Annotated in this window: 24 protein-coding genes; 10 read left to right on the forward strand and 14 right to left on the reverse strand. The window is 65.6% G+C overall.

The features are described 5' to 3' along the window. Positions 1–60: 60 nt before the first annotated feature. From IWX81_RS08275 to IWX81_RS08285, 3 genes are read left to right on the forward strand one after another with little or no spacing between them, the layout of a single operon-like run. Entirely contained in the window at positions 61–1725 is a 1665-nt protein-coding gene (locus tag IWX81_RS08275) for a circularly permuted type 2 ATP-grasp protein (protein ID WP_199280834.1), read from the forward strand. Then, a complete protein-coding gene (locus IWX81_RS08280) occupies positions 1719–2648 on the forward strand; it encodes an alpha-E domain-containing protein (RefSeq protein WP_199280835.1) in 930 nt (309 codons plus the stop codon). Before IWX81_RS08275 ends, IWX81_RS08280 begins: the two co-directional genes overlap by 7 nt. After that, positions 2645–3493 (forward strand): transglutaminase family protein, encoded by an 849-nt coding sequence (locus IWX81_RS08285; protein WP_199280836.1) that lies wholly within the window; start codon positions 2645–2647, stop codon positions 3491–3493. The genes IWX81_RS08280 and IWX81_RS08285 overlap by 4 nt, the downstream gene beginning before the upstream one ends. A 279-nt stretch (positions 3494–3772) precedes the next feature. On the opposite strand, the gene IWX81_RS08290 is transcribed toward IWX81_RS08285, so the two are convergent. From IWX81_RS08290 to IWX81_RS08300, 3 genes are all read right to left on the reverse strand, one after another. Next, the gene (locus IWX81_RS08290; protein WP_199280837.1) at positions 3773–5098 is read right to left on the reverse strand and encodes an MFS transporter; all 1326 of its coding nucleotides are present in this window, start codon (positions 5096–5098) and stop codon (positions 3773–3775) included. Next, positions 5095–5511 (reverse strand): MarR family winged helix-turn-helix transcriptional regulator, encoded by a 417-nt coding sequence (locus IWX81_RS08295; RefSeq protein WP_199280838.1) that lies wholly within the window; start codon positions 5509–5511, stop codon positions 5095–5097. Before IWX81_RS08295 ends, IWX81_RS08290 begins: the two co-directional genes overlap by 4 nt. Before the next feature lie 72 nt (positions 5512–5583). Then, positions 5584–6456, reverse strand: a complete 873-nt coding sequence (locus IWX81_RS08300) for a N5-glutamine methyltransferase family protein (RefSeq protein ID WP_199280839.1) — start codon at positions 6454–6456, stop codon at positions 5584–5586. Between the two features lie 119 nt (positions 6457–6575). Here IWX81_RS08300 and IWX81_RS08305 point away from each other — a divergent pair, with 119 nt between their 5' ends. Continuing rightward, on the forward strand, positions 6576–7460 hold the full coding sequence (locus IWX81_RS08305; protein ID WP_199280840.1) for an alpha/beta hydrolase: 885 nt from the start codon (positions 6576–6578) through the stop codon (positions 7458–7460). Between the two features lie 33 nt (positions 7461–7493). Beyond that, complete coding sequence (locus IWX81_RS08310; protein WP_199280841.1) at positions 7494–8543, forward strand: lipoate--protein ligase family protein; 1050 nt, start codon at positions 7494–7496, stop codon at positions 8541–8543. Positions 8544–8599: 56 nt separating this feature from the next. On the opposite strand, the gene IWX81_RS08315 is transcribed toward IWX81_RS08310, so the two are convergent. Further along, positions 8600–9607, reverse strand: a complete 1008-nt coding sequence (locus tag IWX81_RS08315; protein ID WP_199280842.1) for an NADP-dependent oxidoreductase — start codon at positions 9605–9607, stop codon at positions 8600–8602. Positions 9608–9631: 24 nt separating this feature from the next. After that, complete coding sequence (locus IWX81_RS08320; protein ID WP_199280843.1) at positions 9632–10348, reverse strand: type 1 glutamine amidotransferase domain-containing protein; 717 nt, start codon at positions 10346–10348, stop codon at positions 9632–9634. Positions 10349–10435: 87 nt separating this feature from the next. On the opposite strand from IWX81_RS08320, the gene IWX81_RS08325 reads away from it, so the two are divergent. From IWX81_RS08325 to IWX81_RS08340, 4 genes are all read left to right on the forward strand, one after another. Further along, complete coding sequence (locus tag IWX81_RS08325; RefSeq protein WP_199280844.1) at positions 10436–11068, forward strand: TetR family transcriptional regulator; 633 nt, start codon at positions 10436–10438, stop codon at positions 11066–11068. Between the two features lie 9 nt (positions 11069–11077). After that, positions 11078–11494 carry a hypothetical protein gene (locus IWX81_RS08330; RefSeq protein ID WP_199280845.1) on the forward strand — a complete coding sequence of 139 codons (417 nt, stop codon included), beginning with the start codon at positions 11078–11080 and terminating at the stop codon, positions 11492–11494. Positions 11495–11532: 38 nt separating this feature from the next. Beyond that, positions 11533–11841 (forward strand): hypothetical protein, encoded by a 309-nt coding sequence (locus IWX81_RS08335; protein ID WP_199280846.1) that lies wholly within the window; start codon positions 11533–11535, stop codon positions 11839–11841. 72 nt (positions 11842–11913) lie between these two features. Beyond that, positions 11914–12162, forward strand: coding sequence for a DUF3072 domain-containing protein (locus IWX81_RS08340; protein ID WP_199280847.1), 249 nt, complete (start codon positions 11914–11916; stop codon positions 12160–12162). A 33-nt stretch (positions 12163–12195) separates the two neighbouring features. Here IWX81_RS08340 and IWX81_RS08345 read toward each other — a convergent pair whose 3' ends face one another. From IWX81_RS08345 to IWX81_RS08375, 7 genes are all read right to left on the reverse strand, one after another. Further along, complete coding sequence (locus IWX81_RS08345) at positions 12196–12480, reverse strand: GNAT family N-acetyltransferase (RefSeq protein WP_199280848.1); 285 nt, start codon at positions 12478–12480, stop codon at positions 12196–12198. 9 nt (positions 12481–12489) lie between these two features. Beyond that, entirely contained in the window at positions 12490–13515 is a 1026-nt protein-coding gene (locus tag IWX81_RS08350; protein WP_199280849.1) for a LacI family DNA-binding transcriptional regulator, read from the reverse strand. Positions 13516–13529: 14 nt separating this feature from the next. Continuing rightward, positions 13530–14987 carry a GH1 family beta-glucosidase gene (locus IWX81_RS08355; RefSeq protein ID WP_199280850.1) on the reverse strand — a complete coding sequence of 486 codons (1458 nt, stop codon included), beginning with the start codon at positions 14985–14987 and terminating at the stop codon, positions 13530–13532. 7 nt (positions 14988–14994) lie between these two features. Then, positions 14995–15918, reverse strand: a complete 924-nt coding sequence (locus IWX81_RS08360; RefSeq protein WP_199280851.1) for a carbohydrate ABC transporter permease — start codon at positions 15916–15918, stop codon at positions 14995–14997. Further along, on the reverse strand, positions 15915–16919 hold the full coding sequence (locus tag IWX81_RS08365) for a carbohydrate ABC transporter permease (protein ID WP_199280852.1): 1005 nt from the start codon (positions 16917–16919) through the stop codon (positions 15915–15917). Before IWX81_RS08365 ends, IWX81_RS08360 begins: the two co-directional genes overlap by 4 nt. An 87-nt stretch (positions 16920–17006) precedes the next feature. Continuing rightward, positions 17007–18290, reverse strand: a complete 1284-nt coding sequence (locus IWX81_RS08370) for an ABC transporter substrate-binding protein (RefSeq protein WP_442977638.1) — start codon at positions 18288–18290, stop codon at positions 17007–17009. Between the two features lie 553 nt (positions 18291–18843). Next, complete coding sequence (locus IWX81_RS08375) at positions 18844–20577, reverse strand: MDR family MFS transporter (RefSeq protein ID WP_199281001.1); 1734 nt, start codon at positions 20575–20577, stop codon at positions 18844–18846. Positions 20578–20844: 267 nt separating this feature from the next. Here IWX81_RS08375 and IWX81_RS08380 point away from each other — a divergent pair, with 267 nt between their 5' ends. After that, complete coding sequence (locus IWX81_RS08380; protein ID WP_334593598.1) at positions 20845–21699, forward strand: M15 family metallopeptidase; 855 nt, start codon at positions 20845–20847, stop codon at positions 21697–21699. Here the strand turns inward: IWX81_RS08380 and IWX81_RS08385 are convergent. Together IWX81_RS08385 and pgm are read right to left on the reverse strand one after the other, a co-directional pair. Beyond that, positions 21687–22301: a hypothetical protein gene (locus IWX81_RS08385; RefSeq protein WP_199280854.1), complete on the reverse strand. Its 615-nt coding sequence runs from the start codon at positions 22299–22301 to the stop codon at positions 21687–21689. The genes IWX81_RS08380 and IWX81_RS08385 overlap by 13 nt on opposite strands. Continuing rightward, positions 22298–23974, reverse strand: coding sequence for a phosphoglucomutase (alpha-D-glucose-1,6-bisphosphate-dependent) (pgm, locus tag IWX81_RS08390; protein WP_199280855.1), 1677 nt, complete (start codon positions 23972–23974; stop codon positions 22298–22300). Before pgm ends, IWX81_RS08385 begins: the two co-directional genes overlap by 4 nt. Positions 23975–24011: the final 37 nt, after the last annotated feature.

Raw genomic sequence — 24011 nt, forward strand, 5'->3', positions numbered from 1 at the left:
AGGCGCTCGCCGTCGCGCCGTGGAAACACCACCGCAACACTGTGGGCTTAGAGTCGGTATATGGCTGACCTCTTCGATGGCTATGGCGCCACGACCAAGACCGGCACGAAGTCGTCGGGCACGCCCGCGTGGGACGAGATGTTCTCCACACCGGGGATGGCGCGGGACTCGTATCGCGAGATCCATGCCGCGCTCGCCGAGATGACCCAGGATGAGCTCCGCGGTCGCACCGAGGCTCTCGGAGCGAGCTATCTCGCCCAGGGTGTCACGTTCGACTTCGCCGGCGAGGAACGACCATTCCCGCTTGATGCCGTGCCCCGCGTCATCGACCAGGCCGAGTGGCTGACCGTCGAGGCCGGGATCAAGCAGCGCGTGCGGGCGCTCGAGGCGTTTCTTGCCGATATCTACGGTGAGCAGAACGCGGTCAAGGATGGCGTGATCCCGGCGAAGCTCATCACGTCGTCGAGCCACTTCCACCGCCAGGCCGCCGGGATCGACCCCGCCAACGGCGTGCGCATCCAGGTCAGTGGCATCGACCTGATCCGTGACGAACAGGGCACATGGCGAGTGCTCGAAGACAATGTGCGCGTTCCGTCCGGCGTCAGCTACGTGATCTCCAATCGCCGGGTCATGGCCCAGACCCTCCCCGAACTGTTCGTCAGCATGAGGGTGCGGCCCGTGGGGGACTACCCGCACAAGCTGCTTGGGGCGCTCAGGGCATCCGCCCCGGCCGGCGTCGAAGATCCGACCGTCGTGGTACTGACACCCGGCGTCTACAACTCTGCGTACTTCGAGCACACGCTGCTTGCGCGACTCATGGGTGTCGAGCTCGTCGAGGGTCGCGATCTTTTCTGCTCGGGCGGCAGGGTGTGGATGCGCACCACCGCTGGCCCTACCCGAGTCGACGTGATCTATCGCAGGGTCGACGACGAGTTCCTCGACCCGCTGCAGTTCAGGGCCGATTCCATGCTCGGCAGCCCCGGCCTGATGCTCGCCGCCCGGCTCGGAAACGTGACGATCGCCAACGCGGTCGGCAACGGTGTGGCCGACGACAAGCTCGTCTATACCTACCTGCCAGAGCTGACCAAGTACTACCTCGGCGAGGAGGCCCTGCTGCAGAACGTGCAGACCTGGCGCCTCGAGGAACCGGGGCAGCTCGAGGAGGTGCTCGACCGGCTCGATGAACTCGTGGTGAAGCCCGTGGACGGTTCGGGCGGTAAGGGGCTCGTCATCGGCCCTGCGGCATCCGCCACCGAACTGGCGAAGCTCAAAGCGAGCCTGCTGAAAGACCCCAGGGGCTGGATCGCGCAGCCCGTGGTGCAGTTGTCGACCATCCCGACGCTCGTCGACGATGGCATGCGACCGCGCCACGCCGACCTCAGGCCGTTCGCCGTCAACGACGGCAAAGACATCTGGGTGCTGCCCGGTGGGCTCACCAGGGTAGCCCTGCCCGAAGGCGAGCTCGTCGTCAACAGCTCGCAGGGTGGCGGCTCGAAAGACACCTGGGTGGTGGGGCAGGATCCGCTGCTGGTGTCTCGCCACAGCATCCAGGGTCTGGTGGCCGGGCAGGCTGCCGCGACCGAAGCGATCTCGATCATCACCCCGGAGATGCTCAAGGCGGCCCAGCAGGATCACGCGCCGAACGAGCGACCGCTCGGCCACGGCCAGCAGGAACAGCAGCAGCAACAACACACCAGCACCGAAGCGGAGGCAACCGAATGCTGAGCCGCATCGCCGAATCACTGTTCTGGATCGGGCGCTACATCGAGCGCTCAGACGGCACAGCGCGCATCCTCGATGTGCACCTGCAACTGCTGCTCGAAGACCCGTGGATCGAAGAAGACCTCGCCTGCCGTTCCCTGTTGAGCGTCATGGGCAGCGAAGTTCCCGAAGACCGCGTGCTCAACCGGCAGAGCGTGCTCGAGATCCTCGCCGTCGACCGCTCGGAGCCGGCATCCATCGCATACTCGCTCGGGGCAGCCCGCGAGAACGCCAGGCGCGCGCGTGAGATCGTCTCGACCGAGCTGTGGGAATGCCTCAACACGACCAGGGCCCGGATGCCACGGCGAGTGTCGAGCGACAAAGTGCACGAGTTCTTCGGCTGGGTGCGGGAGCGCTCGGCGCTCGCGGTCGGGATCATCGAGTCCGGCACGAGCCGGGATGAGGCGTGGCAGTTCTTCACGCTCGGCCGCTCCATCGAGCGTGCAGACATGACGGCCAGGCTGCTGGCCACCCGGTCGCTGACCGAGGCGAGTGGGCCGTCATGGACCACGATCCTGCGGTCCTGTGGCGCGTACGAGGCCTACCTGCGCACCTACCGCGGCGTGCCGAGCGCCAGGAATGCCGCGGAGTTCCTGCTGCTCGATCGGCTGTTCCCCCGCAGCATCCTGTACTCGGTCACCCGGGCGCAGGAGTGCATGCGTGAGCTCGAGCCGCGCAGCGACAGGGTCGGAATCTCCGATCCTTCGCAGCGCCTGCTCGGCCAGATCCGGAGCGAACTCGAGTACCGGCCCATCGTCGAGATCCTCGAAGACCTGACCATGCACATGGACAACGTGCAGGCGGCGACGAGCGCGGCATCAGAGGCGATCCGCCAGCGCTACTTCCCGACGAACGCCGCACCGAGCTGGGTGGGAGAGACCTCGTGAACCGCCTTCGCATCAAGCACATGACGGGATTCCACTACGGCGGAGACGTCACCGCCTCCTACAACGAGGCGCGGATGCTGCCGGTCAGCTCAGACGGACAGCTCGTGCTCTACTCGAACCTCGAGATCCTGCCGATGTCGAGCAGCCACGGCTACGTCGACTACTGGGGTTCGCGGGTGTCGTCGTTCGAGATCCTCACGCCGCACAAGGAACTGTCGCTGACGGCGACGAGTCTCGTCGAGGTGCGCCCGAGGCCGCACGAATTCGAGGGGATGGGCTGGGATGACCTCGCCACCGCCTCCGACCGGGTCACCGAGACCGTCGAGCAGCTGAAGCAGACGCGCCGAACCGAACCTCCGGCGGAGGTCGTCGCGATGGCCCGGGAGATCGCCGGTCGTCACACCGATACCTGCGCCGCCGCACTCGAGATCAGCATGGCCATCGGCGACGCCGTGGAGTACATGCAGGGCGTCACCGCCGTTACCTCGACCGCCGCCGAAGCCTGGGCCGTGCGCAAGGGCGTCTGCCAGGACATCGCCCACCTCGCGCTCGGGGCGCTGCGCTCCGTCGGCATCCCTGCACGCTATGTCTCCGGATATCTCCATCCGAAGCCGTCCGCCGCGATCGGTGAAACCATCGCGGGTGAATCGCACGCGTGGGTCGAGTGGTTCTGCGGCGGGCTGTGGAGAGGATTCGACCCCACCAACCTCATCGACATCGGCGACCGCCACGTGCTGGTGGGCCGCGGCCGCGACTACAACGACGTGCCTCCGCTGCGCGGGGTGTACGCCGGTCCGTTCGGCTCCTCCCTCTTCGTGAAGGTGGAGATCACCCGCGAGGCCTGACTCGCGCTGCCTGACTAGCGCTGCCTGACTGGTGCTGCCACCGGTCACCAGCCACCGGTTCGCCGCCGAGGTGACGCCAGCCGTCGCTATCGCGCGGCGATAACAGCAGTTGGCGTCACCTCGACGACGCTGGACTGGGCGACGCTGGACTGGATGGCGCTGGACTCGACGACGCTGGACTGGGCGACGCTGGACTGGGCGACGCTGGACTGGATGGCGCTGGACTGGATGAGCGCTGGACTAGTGGGCGCGACTGGATGACGGCGTCAGGGTGGGGCGTCAGCTCGTGCGGCGGGCGGTCGCGGCGACGATCGCGATCTCCTGGGTCGCGAGTTCCCTGTGCTCCGCGGGGTCTGCTTCGACGCGGGCCGACAGTTCTGCCGCGACCTCGTCGACCAGGCGTTGACGGCGGGAACGCAGCATCCACACTCCGGCGATGGCTGCTGCCAGGATTCCGGATGCCGCTCCGATGCCCATCGACCAGCGGGGGCCGAACTCGTTCGCCACCCAGCCCACCACGGGTGCGCCGATCGGGGTGCCGCCGGCGAAGATCGCCATGTACAGCGCCATGACCCTGCCGCGCATCATGGGTGCCGTGGTGGTCTGCACGTAGGCGTTGGCGGTGTTCATCATCGTGAGCGAGGTCGCGCCGACGATCACGAGCGCGGCGGCGAACAGCCAGTAGGTCGGCGCCAGGGCGGCGAGCACGCAGATGGAGCCGAACGCCGCAGCGGCGATGACGATGAGTCCGAGGCGCACCCGCTCGCGCCTGGCTGCCAGCAGCGATCCCACGATCGCACCGACCGCCATGATCGAGGAGAGCACTCCGAATTCGGTGGCGCCGAGGCCGAACTCCACGGTCGACATCGTGGAGATGAAGATCGGGAAGTTGAAGCCGAAGGTGCCCACGAGGAAGACCATCACGAGCACCACGAGGATGTCTTTGCGGCCGACGACGTAGCGCAGTCCATCCCGGATCTGGCCTTTGGCCTTGGCCAGTCTCGGGGTGGCGACGAGCTGGTGTTTGCGGATGAAGGCCAGGGAGAGCAGCACTCCGGCGAACGACAGCCCATTGACGATGAAGACGGGTCCGGATCCGATCCATGCGATGAGCACACCCGCAACGGCCGGGCCGATCAGCCGCGCGCTCTGGAACGACGTCGAGTTGAGTGCCACGGCATTGGACAGGTCGGCGTCGGTGACGAGCTCAGACACGAAAGCCTGGCGCACGGGGGCGTCGATCGCGGTCGCGATGCCGAGCAGCAGCGCGAAAGCGTAGACCTGCCAGAGCTGGGCCTGGCCCGAGATGACGAGCACACCCATGCCGAGGGCGAGCGCGCACTGGGTGGCCTGCGTCCACATGAGCACTTGCCGGCGGTCGAAGCGGTCGGCGATGAGCCCCGAGACCGGCATGAGCAGCAGGATCGGGCCGAACTGGAGTGCCATCGTGATCCCGAGCGCGGCGGCGTCCCGGTCGGTGAGCTCGGTCAGCACGATCCAGTCCTGGGCGGTGCGCTGCATCCATGCGCCAGTGTTGGAGATGAGAGCCCCGGCGAACCACAGGCGGTAGTTGAAGATCTTCAGGGACCTGAACATCGCGCTCACGAGTCTGCGAGCTTTCTCAGGATGGGCGCCGCGGCCGCGAGGGCATCCCGTTCGGCCGGAGGCAGGGCCTCGAGCTGGCGCGCGAACCAGGCTGCCCGCCGCCGTTTGGTCTCCCGGGCGATCTCGAGCCCGGCATCCGTCGACTCGATCAGCACCTTGCGACCGTCATCCGGCGAGGTGGTGCGCGTGACCAGGCCCGCCTCGACGAGAGCGTTGACTGTGCGATTCATGGATGGCGGTGTCACGCGCTCGTGCTCGCTGAGGGAGCCGAGGGTCTGCGCGCCCTCCTTCCACAGCACGAACAGGACCGAGAGCTGCCCGTCGCTGATGTCGTCGTCAGCACGCTCGAAGCGCATGCGACGGACGAGTCGCATGACCGCGATGCGCAGGTCGTCGTTCAGGGCCTCATCCATATTTACTTAGCATAGCAAATTAGTAATGCTAACTAAATCGAAAGGCCACGAGGAGCGGCGGTGCTGTGCGCCTCAGCGTCGGGCTGTCGTGACCCTGAACTCGCCGCGAGGGTCCTGGTGATTGGTGATGGACGACCAGCCATCGGCCTCCAGCAACTCTCCGACCCTGGGCCCCTGCGAGATGCCGTGCTCGAAAGCGAGGCGCCCGCCCGGTTTCAGAAGCCGCAGCGCGGTCTTCGACAGCGCGCGGATGATGAGCAGTCCGTCCCCGCCCGCAGCCCATGACACCGCGGGGTCGAACAGCCGCACCTCGGGTGTCACCGGCTCGATTCCGTCGGGGAGGAACGGCGGGTTTCCCGAGACGACATCCACCTGCCCGTCGAGCTCGCCGAGAGCGTCGGTCATGTCGCCCAGGATCGGATGCCCGTTAACGGGCGCGTGCTCGGCGAAGTTCCGACTCGTCCATTCGAATGCTTCCGGCGAGATCTCGACGCCGTAGACCGTGGCAGCCGGCACTTCGACGGCCATCGAGAGAGCGATCGCTCCCGCGCCGGTTCCGAGGTCGACCGCGATCGGGTGCTCCGCGTCAGAAGCTCGCAGCGCGTCGATCGCCAGTTGTGTCACGAATTCCGTCTCACGGCGCGGAACGAACACGCCACGCCCGACCGAGAGCTCGAGCTGCCGGAAGAAGGCGCGACCCGTGAGGTGCTGGAGAGGTTCACGGTCGACGCGCCGATTCATGAAGTCGCGGATATCGTTGCGCTGGCGGTCGGTGAGAATCACGCCATCCAGCGCCCCTGACTGCACATCGGCACGCCGCAATCCGAGGGCGTGGGCCAGGATAATCTCGGCGTCTCCCGTGGCGGTCGGGATCCCCGCATCGTTCAGCCTGGCAACAACAGCGGCGAAGGTGTCGACGGCGGTGCTGTCGAGTTCGGTCTTCATGGCTTCTCCTCGATTTACTCAACAGTAAAACGGGTATTCCCCGGCGCAGCGCGGATTCGACACTCGTGTCGCGAGTTCGGAAAGCAAGCCCGTACAGTGAAACTGAGCAAGGAGGCCCCGTGCCGAAATTCACCGTCATCCGCAATGAGGCGACCTTCGTCGACCCCCAGGGCGTGACCATCCACTACTACGAGTGGAAGGCAGCCAGGCCGCGAGGGATCGTGCAGCTCGCCCACGGCATCGGGGAGCACGCGCTGCGCTATGAGTACCTGGCCCAGGCTCTCGTGACCGCCGGATACTCGGTCTACGCCGACGATCACCGCGGCCACGGCGCGACAGGCATGCAACAGTACGACAACGACGTGTCGCGACTGGGACGACTCGGTGCCGGCGGATTGCGTGCCACGATCGCGGCGGTGCGCCAGCTCTCCGGGATCGCCCGCATCGATAATCCCGGCATCCCCCTTGTGCTGCTGGGCCATTCGTGGGGATCGCTGATGGTGCAGATCATCCTCAACGACCACTCCACCGACTACGACGCCGTCGTGCTCACGGGCACCGCGTACCGCACGCCCCGGTTCATGAACGGCGGCGATCTCGCCGCCAAGCACCGTCACCTCGGCCCGACCGGCTACGACTGGCTGTCCCGGGATCCTGCGATCCTCCAGGCTTTCGTGGATGACCCGCTCACGTTCGACGCCGAAGTGCTCAGGTTGTTCGGGGTTGCCGATGGCCTGCGCCTCTACGGTCGCCCGGCGAAAAACCTCGAGCGCGACATCCCCCTCCTGATCATGATCGGAAGCGACGACTCTCTCGGTGGAGAGTCGAGTGTGGAGAAGCTCGCAGACGCGTACGTGCGCAGGTCCAAGCTGTCCGACGTGATGGTCGTCATCTATCCGGATGCCCGGCACGAGATCTTCAATGAGACGAACCGCGACGAGGTGAACGACGACCTCGTGGCGTGGCTCGACGCTCGACTGACGGGTGACGCGACCGCGGCATAGGCTGGAGCGAGACGTTTCGAGAGGCGGTCGCTGATGCACGGTGAGTTCAAGGTCCCCGGAGGAAAACTGGTCGTCGTCGACCTCGAGGTCGAGGGAGGCGTGATCTCGGGATTCCGGCTTGCTGGCGACTTCTTCCTCGAGCCGGACAGCGCGCTCGAGGCCATCGATTCCGCGATCAACGGCATGCCGGCCGACTCAGAGGCCGCGGCCTTCGCGAAGGCGATCAGCGCGGCCCTCCCCGCCGGCGCGCTGTTGCTGGGCTTCTCGCCCGAGGCGGTCGCCACCACGATCCGCCGGGCGTTGCAGCGAGCCACCGGCTGGCGCGATTACGAATGGCAGGTCATCCAGGGTCCCGCGCTCGACCCCGTGCTGCAGATGGCGCTCGACCAGGTGCTCTCCGAGGAGGTCGGCGCCGGCATCCGCAAACCGACGATGCGCATCTGGGAATGGGAGAAGCCGGCCGTGGTGCTTGGGAGCTTCCAGTCCGTGAAGAACGAGGTCGACGAAGAGAACGCCGCCAAACACGGTTTCGACATCGTGCGCCGCATCTCCGGTGGTGGCGCGATGTTCATGGAGGCCGGCTCCGTCATCACGTACTCGATCTATGCCCCCGCCGACCTGGTGCAGGGCATGAGCTTCGCCGACTCTTATGCATTCCTTGACGAGTGGGTGATCGTGGCCCTCAAGTCCCTCGGGATCGATGCGTCTTACGTGCCGCTCAACGACATCACGAGCCCCACGGGAAAGATCGGCGGCGCTGCTCAGAAGCGGCTCGGCAGCGGAGCCGTGCTCCATCACGTCACCATGAGCTACGACATGGATGGCGACAAGATGGTCGAGGTTCTGCGCATCGGCCGCGAGAAGATGAGCGATAAGGGAACGAAGAGCGCGAACAAGCGGGTCGACCCCCTGCGCAGCCAGACCGGCCTGAGCCGCGCCGAGATCATCGACAGGATGAAGGCCACGTTCTCGGGCCTGTACGGAGCGACCCCGGATCAGATCACTGCAGACGAGCTGGCAAAAGCCGAGCAGCTCGTCGCGGAGAAGTTCGGCACCGAGGAGTGGCTGCGCCGCGTGCCCTGAGAAACGCAGAAAGGGCAACCAGTCTCGACTGATTGCCCTTTCCGGATCAGCAGTGGCTAGAGCCGGACTATCGCCTTGCCGGTGTTCGCGCCGTTCATCATGCCGGTGAAGGCGTCGAAGGCGCTGTCGATCCCGTCCGAGATGGTCTCGTCGAACTGGATCTTCCCCTCCGTCAGCCAGCCGCGCATGATCTCGGCGAACTGCGGTGCGAGGTGGAAATAGCTGCCCATCGTGAAGCCCTTGAGAGTCAACCCGCGGGTCACGATATTCGACATGTTGCGCACACCCACGTCACCGTCAGCGTTGTACAGCGAGATCGCGCCACACAGCGCCGCCCGCCCGCCGTCGTTGAACGCCCCGAGGGCCGCCGTGAGGTGGTCGCCGCCGACATTATCGAAGTAGACGTCGATCCCCTCCGGAGCCGCAGCCTTCAGCTGGCCGCGCAGGTCACCATCGCGATAGTTGAACGCCGCGTCGTAGCCGTATTTACTTGTCAGCAGTTCCACCTTGTCGGCGGTTCCCGCACTGCCGACGACGCGGGAGGCGCCGAGCAGTCGAGCGATCTGCCCCACCATGGTTCCGACTCCACCGGCCGCGCCGGACACGAAGACGGTATCGCCCTCCTTCAGGCCGGCGATCTGGGTGAGTCCGACCCAGGCGGTGATCCCGGTGATGCCGAGCACGCTGAGGAACAGCGAAGGCGAGACTCCGGGAATCGCGGGAAGCGGCCTGAATTGGGCGGCTGCCCCCTGGGCAATGTCCCGCCAGCCGAGCTGGTGCTGCACGAGCGTACCGACCGGCAGGGAGTCGTCCTGTGATTCGATGACCTCACCGACGGCGGCACCCTGCATGGTCTCGTCGAGGGTGAACGGTGGCACGTACGAACGACCCTCATTCATGCGACCACGCATGTAGGGGTCGACCGAGAAGAACGTGTTGCGCACGCGAACGTCCCCGGACGCGAGCTCGGGCAGCGTGATCTCGACCCTGGCGACATTCTCGGCCGTCGGCTCGCCGGTCGGGCGCGAGTGGAGTTGCCACTGGATGCTGGTGGTGCTGCTCATGCGTTGTCCTCTCGAGGGGTCAGGTCAGTTCTGTGCTGCGGCGCGGTCGGCGACGATGCGCTCGGCGACGGCGACGGACGATGCGGGGTTCTGTCCGGTGTACAGCTGGCCGTCGACCACGATGTGGGAGGCGAATGGCTCAGCAGCCTTCGAGTAGTCGGCGCCGAGCTCGACGAGCCGGGTCTCCACCAGCCACGGGGCATTATCGGCGAGGTGGTTCAGTTCTTCCTCGCTGTTCGCGAAGCCGGTCATCCTGCGGCCCTTCAGCACCCACTCGCCGGTGGACGTGTCGTTCGCGGCGAGCAGTGCCGCCGGGGCGTGGCACAGCACTCCGAGCGTGGTGTTCGACCTCACGGCATCGACAATGAGCTGGCCGGAGTCCGCGTCGACGGCGAGATCCTCCATCGGGCCGTGGCCGCCGGGATAGAAGAGCACGTCATAGTCGGCGGTGGCGACGGCGTCGACCTTCTTCGGCTGCTGGAGCACGGCATCCAGTGCGGTGATCCTCGAGCTGAAGTCGGCGGCACGCTCGGCCGATCCGGCTCCGCCATCGCTCAGGCTGACGGCGTCGAACGTGGGAGCGACGCCTGCGGGGGTAGCGATGTCGACGTCCCACCCGGCCTCGGTGAAGATGCGGTACGGCTCGAGGAATTCCTCGGCCCAGACGCCGGTCGGGTGTCGTGTTCCGTCAGCGAGGGTCCAATACGTGGCTGCTGAGAGCACCATGAGTACGTTGGTCATCATTCTCCTTTATCAAACCGATTGGTTCGATCGTAGGCTTCGTTGTATCCTTAGTCAAACCAACCGGTACGGTTAGGAGGAAACGCGATGGAACCGACGGTCCCCCGTGATCAACTGCGTGGCCGCGAAACCCGCCAGCGGGTCATCGACGCCGCGACCGAGGAGTTTGCCGAGTACGGCGTGGCCGGTGCCCGCATCAACCGCATCGCCGACACTGCCAGGGCCAGCAAGGAGCGCATCTACGCCTGGTTCGGAGACAAGGATTCCCTGTTCGGCCATGTGATGCAGAACGGACTGGACACTCTCGCCGACGCGGTTCCGATCGACATGGATCTCGTGGACTACACGGTGCGGCTCCACGACTACTTCGCCCGTGACGAGAGCACGCAGCGCATCGCCGTATGGGCGTGGCTCCACGATTCGGCAACTGCTGGCGCGTTCTCCAACGATCGAACGCTGGGGTACAGCCACAAGCTCGACATCATCCGGAAGGCCCAGAGCGAGGGACTCGCCGACCAGAGTTGGCGACCCGAGGAGCTGCTCGCACTGCTGCTCGCGGTAGCCGCCAACTGGCATCGCGCACCAGCCGAACTGAGGGTGATCGATCCTTCGGGATTCCATCTGGATGCCGCGGCCCAGCGTGATTCAGTGCGGCAGGCCGCGCGCAGGATTGTTGGTCATCCCGCGATCGACATCGCGACAGTCCGCCCGATCGCCTAGCGTCGAAGCATGGATGCGTGCTCCAAATTGGCGAACGCCATCGACCTGGCGGCGGCGCAGACGACCAGCCCTCGACAGTTGCTCGTGACCCTGGGCACGGCGGCCGCGGGCATCCGTCCTGGTCCTCTCGCCCTCCTCGATCTCGCGCGCGGCGGACGCAACCATTTCCCCGGTCGGGGCATGGCGAGTGAGTTCGACGATGATTCCGACGGACAGGTGCGCCACTTCGCGGGCATAGCCACGTCGGTGGTGAGGGTCGGCCCTGTGCTCACCCGCTGGCTGTCGATCGTCGTGGGGCGGGATGCACCATCGTCCCCGGATGGGAAGCTGACCGATCTTGCGGTGGAGTTCGCCAGCCTGCTTCTGCGGCGCGAACTTGCCGCCGTCGACGGGGCGGACTGGGTGCGGTCGAGGCTGTGCGCGTGACACGCCGAACAATCAGGGGTGCCGCCTAAACTATGACGGTGGAGCCCTGGATCGTCATACTCGTCATTGTGGGCGTCGGCGTCGCGTTCTACCTCGCCCAGCATTTCGGGCTCATCGATCTCACCGACAAGAGCAAGTCGTCCGGTCGGGGTGGTGGTGGAGGAATCGGCGGGATCGGCGATGAGGTGTTCCACCCGACCAGGCATGAAGCGCAGGTCGAGATGGATCGCCAGTCGATTCTTCCTGCTCCAGCACCGCTGCCCGGCGACGGTGATTTCGGCATCTACGACGGCAAGCTGAAAATCGATCTCACGCAACGGGGAAAGCACTACAAGGCAGACCGGTAGCACAGCCGTCTGGCCTGTTCAAGGGTGAAGACCCTTCTCGCACGCGCCGCCATCGACACGTAGCGTGGTCGGATGAGCGATTCACACGAAGAAATGCTCGGCGATGCGTCGAGTGGCCCCACAGACTCAGCGATCAAGGATCCATCGGACTGGGTGACGGGCGACGAGCCGGCCACCGCGCCACAGAAGAGCTACCTCGATACCCTCGCACGGGAGGCTGGCGAAGAAATTCCCGCGAGCGTCAGCAAGGCCGAGGCATCCGAACACATCGATCGCCTCCAGCAGAAGACCGGCCGCGGGGTCGGCGATAGCGACGAGTAGCCCCAGCTGGCGCAACCGCGCTGTGGAGCCCGATCAGCGAGAGAGCAGGTCGTCGTACTCGGGGTGCTTCGAGATCCATTCCGCCGCGAACGGGCAGCTCGGTACGACGCGATAGTCGGTGTCCGCCCTGATGAGGTTGAGCGCTCCGCGTACGAGCTCGCCTCCCAGGCCTTCCTCGCGTTGCGCGGGATCGATCTCGGTGTGGGTGAGAACGATCGTGTTCTCGCGGACCTGGTAATCGATCTCGCCGGCGCTGGAGCCGTCGACCAGCAACTCGAAACGGTTCATCTTCGTGTCCTGCTGCACTTCGGTGGTCATGCTGCAAGCCTACGCGCTGTCGCGAATGACCATCCTGGTGGGCATGACCCTGGCCCGCTCCACGTCTTCGCCCCGAAGCAGGGCGAGCAGCATGCTGGCCATCTCCACACCCATCGCGCGCGACGGCTGGTGCACGGTGGTGATGCCGATCTCACCGTTCGTGGCGGCAGAACTGTCGTCGAAGCCGACGACGGCGACGTCGCCGGGCACACTCCGACCACGGTCACGCAGAGCCGAGATCGCCCCGGTCGCCATGAGGTCGCTTGCCGCGAAGACGGCATCGAGATCAGGGTCGGCCTCCAGCAGCGACCTCATGGCGCTCGCTCCGCTGGCCATGGTGAAATCCCCCTGGGCCCGAAGATCCTGGGCCATCCCGGCCGCGAGCATTGCGCGGCCCCATCCTTCAGACCGGTCGATCGCCGCCTGCATGTTGGCGGGTCCGTCGATGGCAGCGATCCGCTTGCGGCCCATGTCGATCAGATAGCGAGTGCCCATCTCGGCGCCTGCTGCGTTATCGACGTCGACGAAGTTGTTGTTGTGCAGTTCGGGCAGGTATGGCCTGCCGCCGAAGACGACCGGGATCGTGGCATCCAGCGTCGTGAAGAAGTCGTCACCAGAGTGATGGGAGACGACGATCGCACCGTCCACGTTGCCACCCAGGAGGTAGCGGATGGTCTTCGATGACGGGCTGGACGCGCTCGCGAGCTGGAGGTTGAGCACATAGTCGCTGTCTTCGAGCCCCTGGGTGATGCCCTGCACGATCTCCGCGAAGAACGGGTCACCGAAGAATCTGGTCGTATCTTCCGGCACCACGAGTGCGATGGCCATCGTCTGGCTGTTCGCCAGCGACCGCGCTGCGCGGTTCGGGATGTAGTTGAGGCGATCGATGGCCGCGTTGACCGCGATGACCACATCGGGCCGCACCTGGGTCGATCCGTTGACGACGCGCGACACAGTCGAGCGCGACACCCCAGCCTCGGCGGCTACTGCTTCGAGCGTGGGCGCCGTGCGTCTGCCGTGCAGATCGAGCGTCATGGGGGAAGTCTAGGTCAGTCGGCGCGGGAGGTGATGGCACGGGCCTCGATGATGCGGGCATAGGCGTTGGCGCTGTCTTTCGGCGTGCGCACCTGGGTGTCGTAGTCGACCCTGACGATCCCGAACCGCTTGTCGTAGCCCCAGGCCCATTCGAAGTTGTCCATGAGTGACCAGTAGAAGTAGCCGCTCACGGGCACGCCATCGTCGATCGCGTCGAGGATCGCGCCGAGGTGGGCCTCGAGGAAGTCGACCCGCTCGACGTCGTGCACCGCACCGTCGACCAGCTCGTCGTTGTAGGCCGCACCGTTCTCGGTGACGGCGAGGGCGATACCGGCCGGTCCGGTGTATTCCTCGTGCACGCGCTTGAGCAGCCGGGTGAGGCCCTCGGGCTGCACCTCCCAGCCCATGGCGGTCGTCGGGAGGTCTCGAAGGTGCCAGTGCACATCGTCTGCCGCGGGGAACGGGGAGCGCTTGGGCCTGACCGAGGGTGCGGCCGTCGACATCGAGGCCTCACTGGGCCGGGAGCTGACCGCTTCACCGTGGTAATAGTTCACACCGAGCGAGTGGATGGGCGAGCTGATGATCTCGAGGTCGCCGGGCCGCACGTGCTGCTCGAAACCGAGGTGTGCGACATCCTGCATCACGTCATCGGGGTATGACCCACGGAAGATCGGGTCGAGGAAGAACCTGTTGAACTGGCCGTCGATGCGTCTCGCAGCGTCGAGGTCGCCCTCGGCCGTGGGATCGACGGGGTCGGCCACGGTCAGGTTGAGCGTGATCCCGAGCCGCAGGCTCTCGTCGCGTGCCGCGAGATCTTTCACGGTCAGGCCGTGCGCGAGCAGGAGGTGGTGGCCGGCCGCGAGCCCGGTGGCGGGATCCTGGATGCCCGGCGCATGCTCACCGCCGATGTAGCTCAGGAACGACGCGCACCACGGTTCATTGAGTGTGGTCCAGTTGGTGACGCGATCGCCGAGCGCGTCATGCACGCCGAGCGCGTAGTCGCGGAACCGAAGAGCCGTGTCGCGATTCGCCCAGCCACCGAGTTCTTCGAGAGCCTGCGGAAGATCCCAGTGGTACAACGTCAGCCACGGGGTGATGCCGTGTCCCAGCAACTCGTCGACGAGCCTGGAGTAGAAATCCAGGCCCTTCGGGTTGAACGCGCCGCCGTCTGGCTGCACGCGTGACCACGACGTCGAGAACCTGTAGGTCTGCAGGCCGAGGTCTTTCATCATCGCGACATCGTCGCGGTAGCGGTGGTAGTGATCACACGCGACATCGCCGTTGTCGGCATTCACGACTGCCCCCGGAACGCGGCAGAACGTGTCCCAGATGGAGTCGGTTCTGCCGTCCTCGTGGGCGGCTCCCTCGATCTGGTACGCGGCGGTGGCCGCGCCGAACAGGAAAGTGGGCGGGAAGGTGCGGGTGGCGGGTGGGCGGCCTGCCGCGGTCTGGGCTTCGAACACGATTGTCATTATCCCATCAGCCCTTGACCGCGCCTTGCATGATGCCGGAGACGAGCTGCCGTCCGGCCACGATGAACAGGATCAGCAGCGGCACTGTCGACAGGATCACCCCCGCGAGCACGACCGAGTAGTCGACGAAGTAGTTGCTCTGCAGCAGCGCGAGCGCCACGGGCAGCGTCGGATTCTGCCGGTCGAGCACGATGAACGGCCAGAAGAAGTTCGTCCAGGTGGCGATGAAGATGAAGAGTCCGAGCATGGCGGCGGCGGGCCTCGCGGCGGGCAGGGCAATGTGCCAGAACGTGCGGATCATGGATGCGCCATCCACCCTCGCCGCTTCGATCAGTTCGAACGGCAGGGCCTGGCCGAAGTACTGGGTCATCCAGAACACCCCGAAAGCCGAGACTATGGCGGGCAGGATGACCGCCGCGAGTGTGCCGGCAAGCTGGAGTTTCGACATCGCGATGAACAGCGGCACGATGCCGAGCTGGGTCGGCACGGCCATCGTCGCGATCACGAAGATGAGCAGCCCGGTCTTGCCCCGGAAGCGCAGCTTGGCGAAGGCGTAGCCCGACAGCGTCGAGAAGAAGACGACGCTCACCGCGACCACCGTCGAGACGATGATGCTGTTGCCGATGGCGCGCCAGAAGTTGACGCTCTCGTTCTCGAGAACCGAAGCGGCGTTGACCAGGAAGTTCCCGCCGGGCCACCAGACGATGTCCTGTCTCGTGATGGTGGATGCGTCGCCGCTGCCGATCAGGAACGACCAGTAGAGCGGGAACACCGATCCGAGGATCACGGCCGCGAGGAATCCGTATGCCAGAAAGCCGGGTCGCTGCCGGTTGGCGAGTCGGTTCGGACGGCGGCGGATCGCGCCGTGCTGTTCGGCTGGCGCAGAGCCGACGTGGGAATCCACGCGGTCGGGAGTGAGTTGGGCGGTCATGCCGTCACCTTCTGCCGGGGAGGCTGGACTGTTGTCGAATTTCGCGGTGTGGCGGTCACGTCACTGGAAGCGGCGATGGAGCGGGTGATGGCGAGATTCAGCAGGCCGATCAGCACGATGATCAGGAACAGCAGCCAGGCGACTGCCGCGGCCCTCCCGAAGTTCAGCTGGCCCCACCCGAGGTTGTAGAGGTAGATGGTGATGGTCATCCACTGGCTGTTTGCCCCTCCCTGGCCGTACTGGTCGTACAGCCGTGGCTCGTCGAAGATCTGGAGTCCACCGATGGTGGAGGTGACGATCACGAAGATCAGGGTGGGCCGAAGCTGAGGAATAGTGATCGAAAAGAACTGGCGGGGTTTGCCTGCGCCATCGATGGATGCTGCTTCGTAGAGATCCCGAGGAATGGCCTGCATGCCGGCCAGCAGGATCAGGGCGGTGTATCCAGTCCATCGGAAGTTCACCATCGTGGCGATGGCGAGGTGGCTGGGGAGCTCCTGGGAATGCCACTGCACCGGGGGGATCCCGATCTGCCCGAGCAGGTTGTTCACGAGTCCGTACTGGTCCCCGAACATGTTGCTGAAGATGAGGGTGACCGCGACAGGAGCGACGATGTACGGCAGCAGTACACCCATGCGCCAGAACGTTTTCGCGCGGAGGTTCTCGTTGAGCACGGCCGCGATGAGCAGGGCGAACGTCACCTGCGGAACCATCGAGAACAGGAAGATGCTGAAGGTGTTGCGCAGGGCGATCCAGAACTGCGGTTGCTGCAGCACGAAGGCGAAGTTGTCGAGACCGACGAAGTCGCCCTCGCCGCCGATGAGGTGCCATTCGTGCACGGATACGTAGGCCGTGTACAGCAATGGGAAGAGCCCGGTGATGGCGAAGAGGATGAAGAAGGGCGAGATGTAGAGGTATGGCGAGATCTTCACGTCCCAGTGCGAAAGCTTCTGGGAGAACGCGATCCGCCTGATGCGGCGCTCGTCGTCGAGTGCGGTGGTCATGGTGTCGATTCCGTGTGGCTCGGTGGTGCAGGTCAGGATGGGGCCGCGCGATCGTGGTGGAGACCGCGCGGCCCGATACTGCTGTGGCTAGCCGAGCGCCTTCACGTCAGCGACGAACTGGGTCCACGAGTCGGAGATCGACTGGGACTTGTCGACGTCGACCCGGGTGAGGGCCTTCTGCAGCGCGTCGTTGATCGGGAAGTACTTCACGCTTTTGAAGGGCGTCACGGTGATCGCGTTCGAACGGTCGGTGAGGATCTGGCCGACCGGGGCGTCGTTGAAGTACTCGTTCGTCGCATCTAGCAGCGTCGCGTCGCTGTATGCCTCGACCTGGCTCGGGAACGTTCCGGCGTTGGCGAACGCCTGCAGCTGCTGTTCGGGAGCGGTCAACCAGGCGGCGAACTCGGTCGCAGCCTCGGTGTTCTTGCCCTGCGCGGGGACGGTCAGGTATGAGCCGCCCCAGTTTCCACCGCCACCAGGGAAGACGTTCGCGACGTTCCAGTCGGTGATGTCTGGCGCGTTGCCGGAGATGACGCCGAGCATCCAGCCCGGGCAGAGCATCGTCGCGAACGAGCCGTTCGCAAGCCCTGCGGTCCAGTCATCACTCCACTGTCCGAGGTGGGCAGAGAGGGTGCTGCTGGCCTCGAGCACCGAGGTGAAGGCCTCCTCTACCTCGGGGTTCTCGGTGGCGATGACGGTTCCGTCGTTCTCCTCGTAGGCGTTCTCGACCTGGTTGATGACGCCCTGGTAGGTGGCTCCAGCCGAGTCGAACCACGGCTTTCCCGTGGCATCGACATACTTCTGCCCGACCGAGTAGTAGTTGTCCCAATCGCCCTCGAGCAAAGCGGCGACACCGGCGGGGTCGCTCGGCAGGCCGGCTTCCTCGAAGAGGTCTGCGCGGTAGCAGACGGCCTCCGGGCCGATGTCTGTGCCGTAGCCCACAAGCCGTCCGTCGGCGTCTGTGGCTGATTCGGTCTTCCAGTCGACCCAGCGCCCGTCGACATCGGGGCCGGAGAGGTCGGTGAGCTTGTCCGAATACTGCATCATCTCGGCGAGCCAGTCGACCTCGATGGCCTCGACGTCGGCCAGCCCGGATCCTGCGCCGAGTTTGGTGAAGAAGTTGTCGCGGGCGTCGTTGGAGGTGGCGGCTTTGTTCTGCACAATCGTCACGTTGGGGTGCGACTCGGTGTACTGGGCCAGCAGCTCGTCCGTGTAGCCGAAGTCGTTGAAGGTCGCGAGCGTGAGGGTGATCTTCGCGTCGGGATCTGCGGCTTCGCCTCCCCCCGTTGCGCAGCCCGTGGCTACGAGTGTGAGGGCTGATGCGCCGGCGACGATTGCGGCGATTGTGCGTCGTGATGTTCTCACGGTCACTCCTTTGTGTGCGTGGATGGGTACTGCGAGGGATACTGCGTGGTGGGCCTCGATGCTTGGGAGCGCTCTCATCGTCAGTGGTGAGAGCGCTCTCACGAAGGCGAGGCCAACACTAGGCAGCGCCCCGAGACCGTGTCAAGGAAAATTTGGGAGCGCTCTCACCCAGTAATTTCGTGCAAACGCTTGCCGCGGTCGACATTCCCGGAATGGCGCGGGTCTACTCCGGCGATCCTGATCAGAAAACTTTGCGTGGATGGGCGGGGTCACCGCACCTGCGCCCACGGCCCGGTCCCCGCCCCGCGCCGCCCGCCCCCGCGGCCGCGCCGCGCGCCCCCGCGCCCCCGCCCCCGCGCCGCGCCGCGCCGCGCGCCGCCGCCCGCCCCCGCAGCTGAGTGTTCCGCTTGTGTCGGGTCTGTGGCGTCCGGAGCCACCAAAGCGGAACACTCGCCCTATTCGCAGCGGCCTTGTCATGGCGCGCAGGAGTGGGACATGCTCGGCCTGCGCCGGACCACGCGCACTCCGGGACCGCACCTGGTCCGACTGGCTACCCGCGTCAGGTAGTCGGCTTCTCCGACCGTGAGGCGGACGATGACCCGGCAGCGTCAGTGTCGGCGGCGGTGCCCGGCGTCACGAGCGCTCCTGTGGCGTCCGCGGCATCCTGTGCGAGCAGGGCTGCCTCGTTATCGGCGTTCTCCTGCAGGGCCGACTTCTCGCGGAGAGGTGCAGCCTTCAGGAAGAAGCTCAGGATGAACGCGACCAGCACGACGACGAGTCCGACCCAGTAGATGCTGACCGTGGCGTTGCTGAAGCCCTCGAGGAAGGGAGCTGCAAGCCGAGGATCCGATCCGTTCAGGAACGAGGTGTCCCCGTCGAGCGCGGTCCCGATGCTGCCGGGATTCTGCAGCAGTCCGAGGATCTGCTTGTTGGCAGGGTCGGCAAGAACCGAAGGATCCGCCGTGGCTACGGCGAGGCCATCCTGAACAGACTTGCTGGCGAACGCCGCGGCGATGGTGTCGGGAATGCGCGAGAACAGCACCGAGAACAGCACGGCGACACCCAGCGTTCCACCGATCTGGCGGAAGAAGGTCGACGAACTCGTCGCCACACCGATGTCACGGGGGCCGACGGCGTTCTGCGAGGCGATCGTCAGCGTCTGCATCAGCTGGCCGAGACCGAGCCCGATGAAGAACATGCCGACCATGACCCAGATCACCGGTTTGTCTGCGGTGAGGAAGGTGAGCCAGAAGAATCCAACGACCATGAGCGCGGTGCCGGTCTTCGGGAAGATGCCGTACTTGCCGGTGCGGGCGATCAATTGCCCGCTGACGATCGAGGCGATCATGAGGCCGAGGATCATCGGCAGCATCAGGAAGCCGCTCTCGGTCGGCGTCGCGCCCTGCACGAGCTGAAGGTACAGCGGGATCGTCATCATGGCTCCGAACATGCCGAACCCGACCAGTACGCCGATGATGGTGGCCATGCGGAACGTAGAGTTTTTGAACAGCTTGAGCGGGATCAGCGCGTCGTCGCCCATGAGCTTCTCGCTCAGGATGAAGGCGGCGATACCGAGCACTCCGATGACGTAGCAGGCGATGGCGTATCCGGAATCCCAGCCCCACTCGCGGCCCTTCTCGGCGACGAGCAGAAGCGGAACGAGGCCGATCACGACCGTCGCGGCACCCCACCAGTCGATGCGCACCTTATGACGCGTGTGCGGGATGTGCAGGAAGCGGAGCACGATGGCGAGAGCGATGACGCCGATCGGGAGGTTGATCAGGAAGACCCAGCGCCATCCGGTGATGAACAGGATCGCGGGCGTTCCCGACAGCAGTCCACCGATCAGTGGGCCGATGACGCTCGAGACGCCGAACACCGCGAGGAAGTAGCCCTGGTACTTGGCGCGCTCACGGGGAGCGAGGATGTCACCCATGATGGCCAGCGGGAGCGCCATGAGCCCGCCAGCGCCGAGGCCCTGAAGCGCCCGGAAGATCGCCAGCTGGTACATGGAATCCGCGAAGCCTGCGGCGACCGAACCGACGAGGAAGATCACAATGGCGGTGATGAACAACGGTCGGCGACCGAAGATGTCACTGAGCTTGCCGTAGATCGGCGTGGTGATCGTGGAGGTGATGAGGTACGCGGTGGTCACCCACGCCTGCAGCGCGAGCCCGTCGAGGTCGTCGGCGATCGTGCGCATGGACGTGCCGACGATGGTCTGGTCGAGCGATGACAGGAACATTCCCGCCATGAGTCCGAAGATGACGAACAGGATCTGGCGGTGCGTCATGACGCCGCCAGCATCCGCAATGGCCTGGGCCTGCTGCTTGCCCTTTGATTCGACGCGTGTCATGGTTCCTCGTTCATGGTGTGGCTGGTTCAGTGTGACTGGTTCAGGTATCTGACAGTCGTAGGTCTGGAAACGCGAGAGAGCCATCGTGAAACGCGGTCCCACGATGGCCCGGAAATCTTTGCGCAGAGTGCAAAGTTATACCCGATGCACGAATCTTGCAAGTCCCTTCTCGATCGTGATGGCGGACGGTCTTAGGATCGACTCGTGTCAGATCTCGGCTCCACGCCCAGTGCGGCGATCTTCCTGAAGCGCCGCCGCACGGCGATTATCGTCGGCGCGATCGCCGCTCTGGTCGTTCTCGCGGTCGTTGTCGGCACGATCGCGCTGACACCCAGTCCCGCGCCGGTGGCGCTTCCCACGAGCAGCCCGACCGCGTCGAGAACCCCCACCCCGACAGCGACTCCTGCCCCTGCGCCGACCCCGACTCCCACTCCTACCCCGACGTTCGACGCCGCGGCTCAGTCCATCGACGATCCCAACAGCTACTGGGTCGTCGCCGACAAACTCCGCCCGCTCAACCCCGTGGACTGGGAGCCTCCCGACCTCGTCGAGGTACCGGTGGCCTACGCCAACCAGCCATTTTTGCGCCAGGCGGCGTCGGATGCTGTGGTCGCCATGTTCGCCGCGTTCGCGACCGAGAGCGGCGGGCTCCAGATGCAGTCGCAAAGTGCTTACCGGAGCTATTCGACGCAGGAAAGCGTCTATGCCGGTTGGGTCGCGAGTCTGGGCCAGGCCGGCGCCGACCTGACCAGCGCACGCCCTGGGCATTCCGAGCACCAGACTGGGCTCTCGATCGACGTCAGTGCGTCACCCGCGAACTGTACGCTCGACCAGTGCTTCGCAGACACCCCGCAGGGGCAGTGGCTGGCCACGGAGGCCTGGCGGTTCGGCTTCGTGCTGCGCTACCCGAAGGGCAAGACCGACGTGACCGGATACGAATTCGAGCCATGGCACATGCGCTACGTCGGGGTGGAACTCGCCACCGAGCTGCGGACCACCGGTGTACAGACCCTCGAGGAGTTCTTCGGCCTGCCGGCCGCTCCCGACTACGCGGGCTGAGACCCTCGCTGTCGAGTCGTCACGGCGACCGCCAACAGTGCGAATCCGATCGTGAGCAGTCCGGTGGCCAGGGTTCCGCGGCCGGGGTAGATGTGGAACTGCAGCAGCAGGATCGCACCTGCTAGCGCCAGCACGCCGCCGGGGATCGCGCGCCAGCCGACCAGCCTGACAGCCGCTAGAGCTGCGACCAGGCAGCCGAGAATGAGAGAGGCGCCACCCAGCTGTTCGAGTACCCTGGCGATCGCGAACACCGGACCCGTGACATCCGCGTTCCCGCTCAGAACCAGGGCTCCACCACCCACACCGGCGAGCAGGTCGAGACCCGTATACGCGGTGGCGAAGCCGTAGCCGAGAATTCCGGCCACCCAGCCATAAACGCGACCGGCGCGACGCGCGACGATCCATGGCGCCAACCCCACGAGGGGGAACACGAACAGCAGGGCAAAGTGCAGATTGCGCCACGTTTCAGCTCCGGCCTCGTCCAGTCGAGGAGGGTGGATGAGCGTCGCGAGCACCAGGAGAGTCGTCGGCACTGTCGCGATAAGGCCCACCCCCAGTCGGCTTGTCGGAAGGGTGAGCGGGCGATTCGTGACAGTGCTCATCCGGCGAGCGCCGCATCCACTATGGCTTTGGCCTCGGCCTGCACCTGCAGCAGGTGCTCGGCTCCCTTGAACGATTCTGCGTAGATCTTGTAGACGTCTTCGGTGCCGCTCGGGCGGGCCGCGAACCAGGCGAACTCGGTGGTCACCTTCACGCCTCCGATGGATGCCCCGTTCCCCGGTGCTTCCGAGAGCCTGGAGGTGATGGGGTCGCCGGCGAGTTCGGTGGCGGTGATCGCGGCGCCGCTCAGCTTGCCGAGCCTCGCCTTCTGCTCCTTGGATGCCGCGGCATCCACTCGCTCGTATGCCGGGCCGCCGAACTCCTCGACCAGCTCGGCGTAGAGCACCGAGGGCGACTTGCCGGTGACCGCGAGGATTTCGCTCGCGAGCAGCGCCAGCAGGATGCCGTCTTTGTCGGTCGTCCACGCTGTGCCGTCTTTGCGCAGGAAGCTCGCGCCCGCGCTCTCCTCGCCGCCGAACCCGACGGAGCCATCGACGAGCCCGGGGACGAACCACTTGAAGCCGACCGGCACCTCCCAGAGTTCGCGCCCGAGCGAGGTGGAGACCCTGTCGATCATCGAACTCGAGACGAGAGTCTTACCGATCGCGGCATCCTGGCTCCAGCCCTCGCGGTGCGTGTAGAGGTACCGGATGGCGACGGCCAGGTAGTGGTTGGGGTTCATGAGGCCGCCATCCGGGGTCACGATGCCGTGACGGTCGGCGTCGGCGTCGTTGCCCGTGAGGATGTCGAACTCGTCTCGTCGGGCGACGACGGATGCCATGGCCGACTTCGACGACGGATCCATGCGGATCTTGCCGTCCCAGTCGAGCGTCATGAACGCCCAGGCGGGATCGACCGACGGGTTCACCACGGTCAGGTCGAGCTCGTAGCGCTCGGCGATCAGCTTCCAGTAGTTCACACTGGCGCCGCCGAGCGGATCGGCACCGATGTGGAGCCCGGCCGCGCGGATCGCGTCGATGTCGATGATGTTCTCGAGGTCGTTGACGTAGTTGCCGCGGAAATCGTAAGTCCCCGCCAGCACGGCCGTCCCGTCGCTTCGCGACGCGCCGGAACCGGCCGGCGTGGTCCCTGCTAAGGAAGGCTCAGCGCGCTTCACGTCGCGGCTGCCGTCGGCGATGATCGCGTTGGCCCGGTCGGCGATCCACCCTGTCGCGTCGCTGTCGGCGGGTCCGCCGTGCGGAGGGTTGTACTTGAAGCCCCCATCACGTGGAGGATTGTGGCTCGGCGTGATGATGATGCCGTCGGCCTGGTCATGATGACCTTCGGCGTTGTACTTGATGATGGCGTGGCTCAGCGCCGGGGTCGGCACGTAGTCGTCGAACTCGTCGACGAGGGCACGCACGCCGTTCGCCTCGAGCACCTCGAGTGCGGTCGTCTCGGCCGGTCGCGAGAGGCCGTGGGTATCGCGACCGATGAACAGCGGCCCCGTGATTCCCTGCGACGCGCGATACTCCACGATCGCCTGGGTGATGGCGGCGATGTGCACCTCGTTGAACGCGGTGTCGAGCGACGAGCCGCGGTGGCCGCTCGTGCCGAAGACGACGCGCTGCTCGGGGATCGAGACATCCGGAACGAGCGTGTAATAAGCCTGAACCAGTTCATGCACGTCGATGAGGTCTGAGGGCTGGGCTGCGGTGCCTGCGCGATCATTCATGCCGTCCAGTCTTGCACTCGCGGCCCGCCGATACACT

The organism is Salinibacterium sp. CAN_S4 (assembly GCF_015752305.1).
Lineage (GTDB): Bacteria > Actinomycetota > Actinomycetes > Actinomycetales > Microbacteriaceae > Rhodoglobus.

Excerpts from the sequence above, each read along its gene's own strand:
- IWX81_RS08275 (WP_199280834.1), top strand. The coding sequence starts at position 61 with ATGGCTGACCTCTTCGATGGCTATGGCGCCACGACCAAGACCGGCACG.
- IWX81_RS08280 (WP_199280835.1), top strand. The coding sequence starts at position 1,719 with ATGCTGAGCCGCATCGCCGAATCACTGTTCTGGATCGGGCGCTACATC.
- IWX81_RS08295 (WP_199280838.1), bottom strand. The coding sequence starts at position 5,511 with ATGGATGAGGCCCTGAACGACGACCTGCGCATCGCGGTCATGCGACTC.
- IWX81_RS08300 (WP_199280839.1), bottom strand. The coding sequence starts at position 6,456 with ATGAAGACCGAACTCGACAGCACCGCCGTCGACACCTTCGCCGCTGTT.
- IWX81_RS08310 (WP_199280841.1), top strand. The coding sequence starts at position 7,494 with ATGCACGGTGAGTTCAAGGTCCCCGGAGGAAAACTGGTCGTCGTCGAC.
- IWX81_RS08315 (WP_199280842.1), bottom strand. The coding sequence starts at position 9,607 with ATGAGCAGCACCACCAGCATCCAGTGGCAACTCCACTCGCGCCCGACC.
- IWX81_RS08320 (WP_199280843.1), bottom strand. The coding sequence starts at position 10,348 with ATGACCAACGTACTCATGGTGCTCTCAGCAGCCACGTATTGGACCCTC.
- IWX81_RS08325 (WP_199280844.1), top strand. The coding sequence starts at position 10,436 with ATGGAACCGACGGTCCCCCGTGATCAACTGCGTGGCCGCGAAACCCGC.
- IWX81_RS08330 (WP_199280845.1), top strand. The coding sequence starts at position 11,078 with ATGGATGCGTGCTCCAAATTGGCGAACGCCATCGACCTGGCGGCGGCG.
- IWX81_RS08340 (WP_199280847.1), top strand. The coding sequence starts at position 11,914 with ATGAGCGATTCACACGAAGAAATGCTCGGCGATGCGTCGAGTGGCCCC.
- IWX81_RS08345 (WP_199280848.1), bottom strand. The coding sequence starts at position 12,480 with ATGACCACCGAAGTGCAGCAGGACACGAAGATGAACCGTTTCGAGTTG.
- IWX81_RS08350 (WP_199280849.1), bottom strand. The coding sequence starts at position 13,515 with ATGACGCTCGATCTGCACGGCAGACGCACGGCGCCCACGCTCGAAGCA.
- IWX81_RS08355 (WP_199280850.1), bottom strand. The coding sequence starts at position 14,987 with ATGACAATCGTGTTCGAAGCCCAGACCGCGGCAGGCCGCCCACCCGCC.
- IWX81_RS08360 (WP_199280851.1), bottom strand. The coding sequence starts at position 15,918 with ATGACCGCCCAACTCACTCCCGACCGCGTGGATTCCCACGTCGGCTCT.
- IWX81_RS08365 (WP_199280852.1), bottom strand. The coding sequence starts at position 16,919 with ATGACCACCGCACTCGACGACGAGCGCCGCATCAGGCGGATCGCGTTC.
- IWX81_RS08375 (WP_199281001.1), bottom strand. The coding sequence starts at position 20,577 with ATGACGCACCGCCAGATCCTGTTCGTCATCTTCGGACTCATGGCGGGA.
- IWX81_RS08385 (WP_199280854.1), bottom strand. The coding sequence starts at position 22,301 with ATGAGCACTGTCACGAATCGCCCGCTCACCCTTCCGACAAGCCGACTG.
- pgm (WP_199280855.1), bottom strand. The coding sequence starts at position 23,974 with ATGAATGATCGCGCAGGCACCGCAGCCCAGCCCTCAGACCTCATCGAC.